Source organism: Corallococcus sp. CA041A (assembly GCF_003612075.1).
In the GTDB taxonomy this organism is placed as follows: domain Bacteria; phylum Myxococcota; class Myxococcia; order Myxococcales; family Myxococcaceae; genus Corallococcus; species Corallococcus exiguus.
This window is the reverse complement of sequence record NZ_RAWF01000463.1, coordinates 1-3,553: the sequence shown is the minus strand read 5'-3', so window position 1 is coordinate 3,553 and position 3,553 is coordinate 1. Positions and strand designations below refer to the sequence as shown.

General features: G+C 68.6%; 2 protein-coding genes and 1 pseudogene. All 3 read right to left on the bottom strand.

The annotated features are described in order from the left end of the window. Nucleotides 1-106: pseudogene (locus D7V77_RS41015) on the bottom strand (IS5/IS1182 family transposase); the annotation flags it as partial. Nucleotides 107-151: 45 nt separating this feature from the next. Beyond that, on the bottom strand, nucleotides 152-1,417 hold the full coding sequence (locus tag D7V77_RS41010) for a hypothetical protein (protein WP_120581603.1): 1,266 nt from the start codon (nucleotides 1,415-1,417) through the stop codon (nucleotides 152-154). A 55-nt stretch (nucleotides 1,418-1,472) separates the two neighbouring features. Further along, a partial coding sequence (gene mxcH / locus D7V77_RS41005) for a TonB-dependent siderophore myxochelin receptor MxcH (RefSeq protein ID WP_120581602.1) occupies nucleotides 1,473-3,553 on the bottom strand: 2,081 nt, incomplete at its 5' end.

The following is a 3,553-nucleotide window of genomic DNA, read 5'->3' as shown; positions in this document are numbered from 1 at the left end:
GCACTTCGCGGTGGTCCTTGTTCGGTCGGCCCCGCGCGGGTTTCTGGGGCGGCAGCAGTCCTGCCAGCCGCTCCCATTGGGCGTCCGTCAGCTCTCCTCGGCTCATGCCCTCCTAACACCCGGCTCCACTCGAACTATTTGCGGACACGTCCTAGCGCAGCTGCAGGAAGGAGAACGACAGGCCCTGGTGCGTCGCCACCAGGTTGCCGGTCAGGTCCGACAGCTCGCGGTAGTTCGTGGTGCCGCTGTTGTTGGTGAACTCGCTGAACACCGTGCGGCCGTTCATCTCATACAGGAACGAGCTGCCCGTGCTGGCCGGCAGCGTGTCCACGAGCGTCGCGTTGGTGCCGGCGGCCGGGTCGATCTTCCACCACTTCCAGGCCACGGCGCTCGCGAGGACGCGCGCGTTCGTGTCCACCGCGACCGGGTAGACGGTCTCATCCAGCACGCGCAGGTAGCCCGTGCCGTTGGGGCCCGCGAGCAGCGAACCGGTGGCGCCGCCGTTCGTCAGCGTGCCCAGGTCCTTGAAGTAGGTCGCGTCGTAGGTGTTCGTCGCCGGGTCGAACTTCAGCATGCAGGGCGTGGGAACGCTGGAGTTGGTGCCGGACACGCGCTTCTCCGCGGCGCCGTACGCCTCCGTCGCCAGGTAGACCTTGTTGTCCGTGCCCACGATGCCGTCGCGCACGTAGCCGCAGCGGTCATCCTTCACCAGCACCGCGCTGTCGTTCGCCGTGTCCACCACGATGATGCCCGCCTGCTTCGTGACGGCGGCGCCCGCGCGCCAGCCCACCGGCATCAGCACCTTGGTGCCCACGCGGATCGGGTTGGAGGCGAAGGTCGTCGAACTCCCGGCGATGGTCAGCTCCGGCAGCGAGATGCTGTTCGTCAGCGTCATGTCCTTCGGGTTCCAGATGATGACCTGCGAGTTGCGGCCGTCGAAGTAGTAGGCCTTGGTCTCGGAGGCGAACTGGAACTGGTTCTGGTACTCGCCGATGGTGGTGACGCCCTTGCCCGCGAAGGTGACCTCACCGGCCTTCTCCAGCGTGTTGCTGGCCGTCAGGTTGTAGCGGGTGACGGTGGCGCCGGCGCTGCTGGAGACGAAGATGGCGCCCGACTTCGTGATGCCGGAGCCCAGCGCGCGGCCGTTGATCTGCGTGGCGTTGGCGGTGGACAGCGGCGTGGCCGGATCCAACGTCTCCGTCAGGATGACGTAGCTCTGGGGGTTGCCCTCGACGCTGACCTGCGCGACGAACGCGTACATCGGCGGAGTCGTCGTGCCCGCGTCGGTGCCGGCGTCGGTGTTGGTGCCCGAGTCCGGCGTGTTGTCGTCGTCGTCGTTGCAGGCGGCCGCAGTGAAGGCGAGGGAGAGCGCCAGCAGCAGGCGCGCGGAGGTGCGGAGGAAGGGTGAAGGCGTCAAAGGACTTCCCTTTCAAGTGGGGTGGAGGTGCGGCGAAAAACAGGAACGCGATGGTTCAGCGCTCCAGCGTGAACTTGGCGGCGATGAGCCGCCCGGGGCGCTGGACCCCGTAGAAGTCGTAGGTCTGGGCGTTGGTGATGTTCTGGAAGTCCAACGTCCAGCTCAGCCGGGTCGACATGTCGCGGATGACGTAGGTGAGCGCCAGCCCGTGCGTGAGCTGTGAATCGATGCCCAGCTTGTCGTCGTTGCCCAGCGCCTCCCAGGAGAGGAGGAAGTCGTCCACGTAGCGCGTGCGCCACGTGACGAGCAGCTCGTCCTGGAACTTGAGCAGGCCGGACACGCGGACCTGCGCGCTGCCGTTGGCCGTCAGGTAGGGACGGTTGGGGATGCGCTGGTCCTTGAACTCGGCGTAGTTGCCTTCGCCGGAGGTGTTGCGCAGATCTTGATACGTGGCGTTGCCGTCCAGGCTCAGGTAGCGGCCCGGAGACGTCCACCCCAGGGAGCCCATCGCGCCCAGCGCTCGAGAACCGTAGACGTTCTGGTACGTGAAGTAGCTGCCCTGGCCAATCAGGATGATGAGCTGATCCGTCAGCCGGGCAAAGCCGTTCACGTTGGCGCGGAAGCTGCCTGCGCGGCCTGGCTCGGACGCGTAGCCCAGCCCCAGGTTGAAGTTGTGGCTGGTCTCCGGCCGGAGCTCCAGGTTGTCGACGATGAGGTTCCCGTCGCCGAAGATTTCATCCGGGCGCGGCAGCCGCGTGGCCCACTCGTAGGAGGCCTTGGCGCCAAGCTCGGGGGTGATGCGGAAGCGCAGGCTGTCACCCAGGCCGAACTCGTGCGCGGTGCGGCCCAGGTCCATGAACTCCGCGCTGGCCAGCAGCTTCTGCGCGCGCACGTCCTGGAGGTAGTCCTTCACGAAGGCGATGTTCTGCAGCCGCCCGTCAATGGCATCGAGCTGGTACTCCAGGCCCGACACCAGGGACGTGACGCCGCGGGGCGCGGTGAGTGGATCCGGCTGGTTGTTCGCCTGGAGCCGGCGGTCCTCGCCGGAGCGCGCCACGAAGGTGGGCGACACCGCGAGCCGCAGCGTGTGCGCGCCACCGGGCACGGGCGTCCAGGCGGCGTTGAGCCGCGCGAACGCGGTGTGCTGGTTGACGTAGCGCTCCGCGCCGCCTTCGCTGATCTCCCCCGGCTGGGGCAGGGTGAGGAAGCAGCGGCCATACCAGTCGTAGGCGCACGAGCCGATGTCCAGGAACCGGTTGCGGCGGAACGTGTACCCGCCCACCGCGTCCACGCTCACGCCCGGGTCGTGGTTCTGCGCGTAGCGCAGCGTAGCGCCCGCGGAGCCGTCGGCGGTGGTCACCTCGCCGTAGGCGGCCTCCATGTTGACGTCGTTCTGGATGTCGCGGCCGGCGGCGTTGATGAAGCCGCGCATGAGCAGGCGCCGCGCCCAGGGCTTGTCCACGAAGCCCGCCTCGACGCTGGCCCCGCCCGCGCGGTAGCCGTCGTGGAAGCGCCGCACCTCCACGGGCACGGGCTTGCCCAGGTCGTTGGGCACCTCCACGTTGACGGGGTAGTCGTTGCGCGCGTCGTCGTAGAAGCCGTGCGCGCGCACCAGCAGGCCGGTGGACTCCTGGTAGTGGCGGCCGCTCGCGGTGAAGCGGTGGATGTTGAAGGAGGCCAGCTCGTAGGAGCCCGCCACGGCCGAGCCGCGCACGTCCTGGTCGGTGACGAGCTCCACGGCGCCGCCCAGCACGTCCGCGCCGAAGCGGATGGGCACCACGCCCGTGTAGACCTCCATCTGCTGCACCAGGTTCACCGGCACGTTCGCCAGGCCCGGGCCGTAGCCCGCGAACTCCAGCGGGACGCCGTCGATGAAGAAGCGCACCTGATCATCGGACAGGCCCGCGATGGAGATGCGCGCGGTGCTGCCCAGGCCGCCGGTGCGGCGCACGTCCACGCCCTCCGTGCGCGCCAGCGCGGTGCCCAGGTCGGCGGACTCCATGCTGGCCTGCTCCAGCTCGATGACCTGCACGGCCTCCGCCGACTTGCGGCGGCGCTCGGCGCGCGTCTCGCCCACTGCGGTGACCTCGACGTCCTCCTCGTACTCGGTCGGGGCCCTGTCTCTTATACCCATCT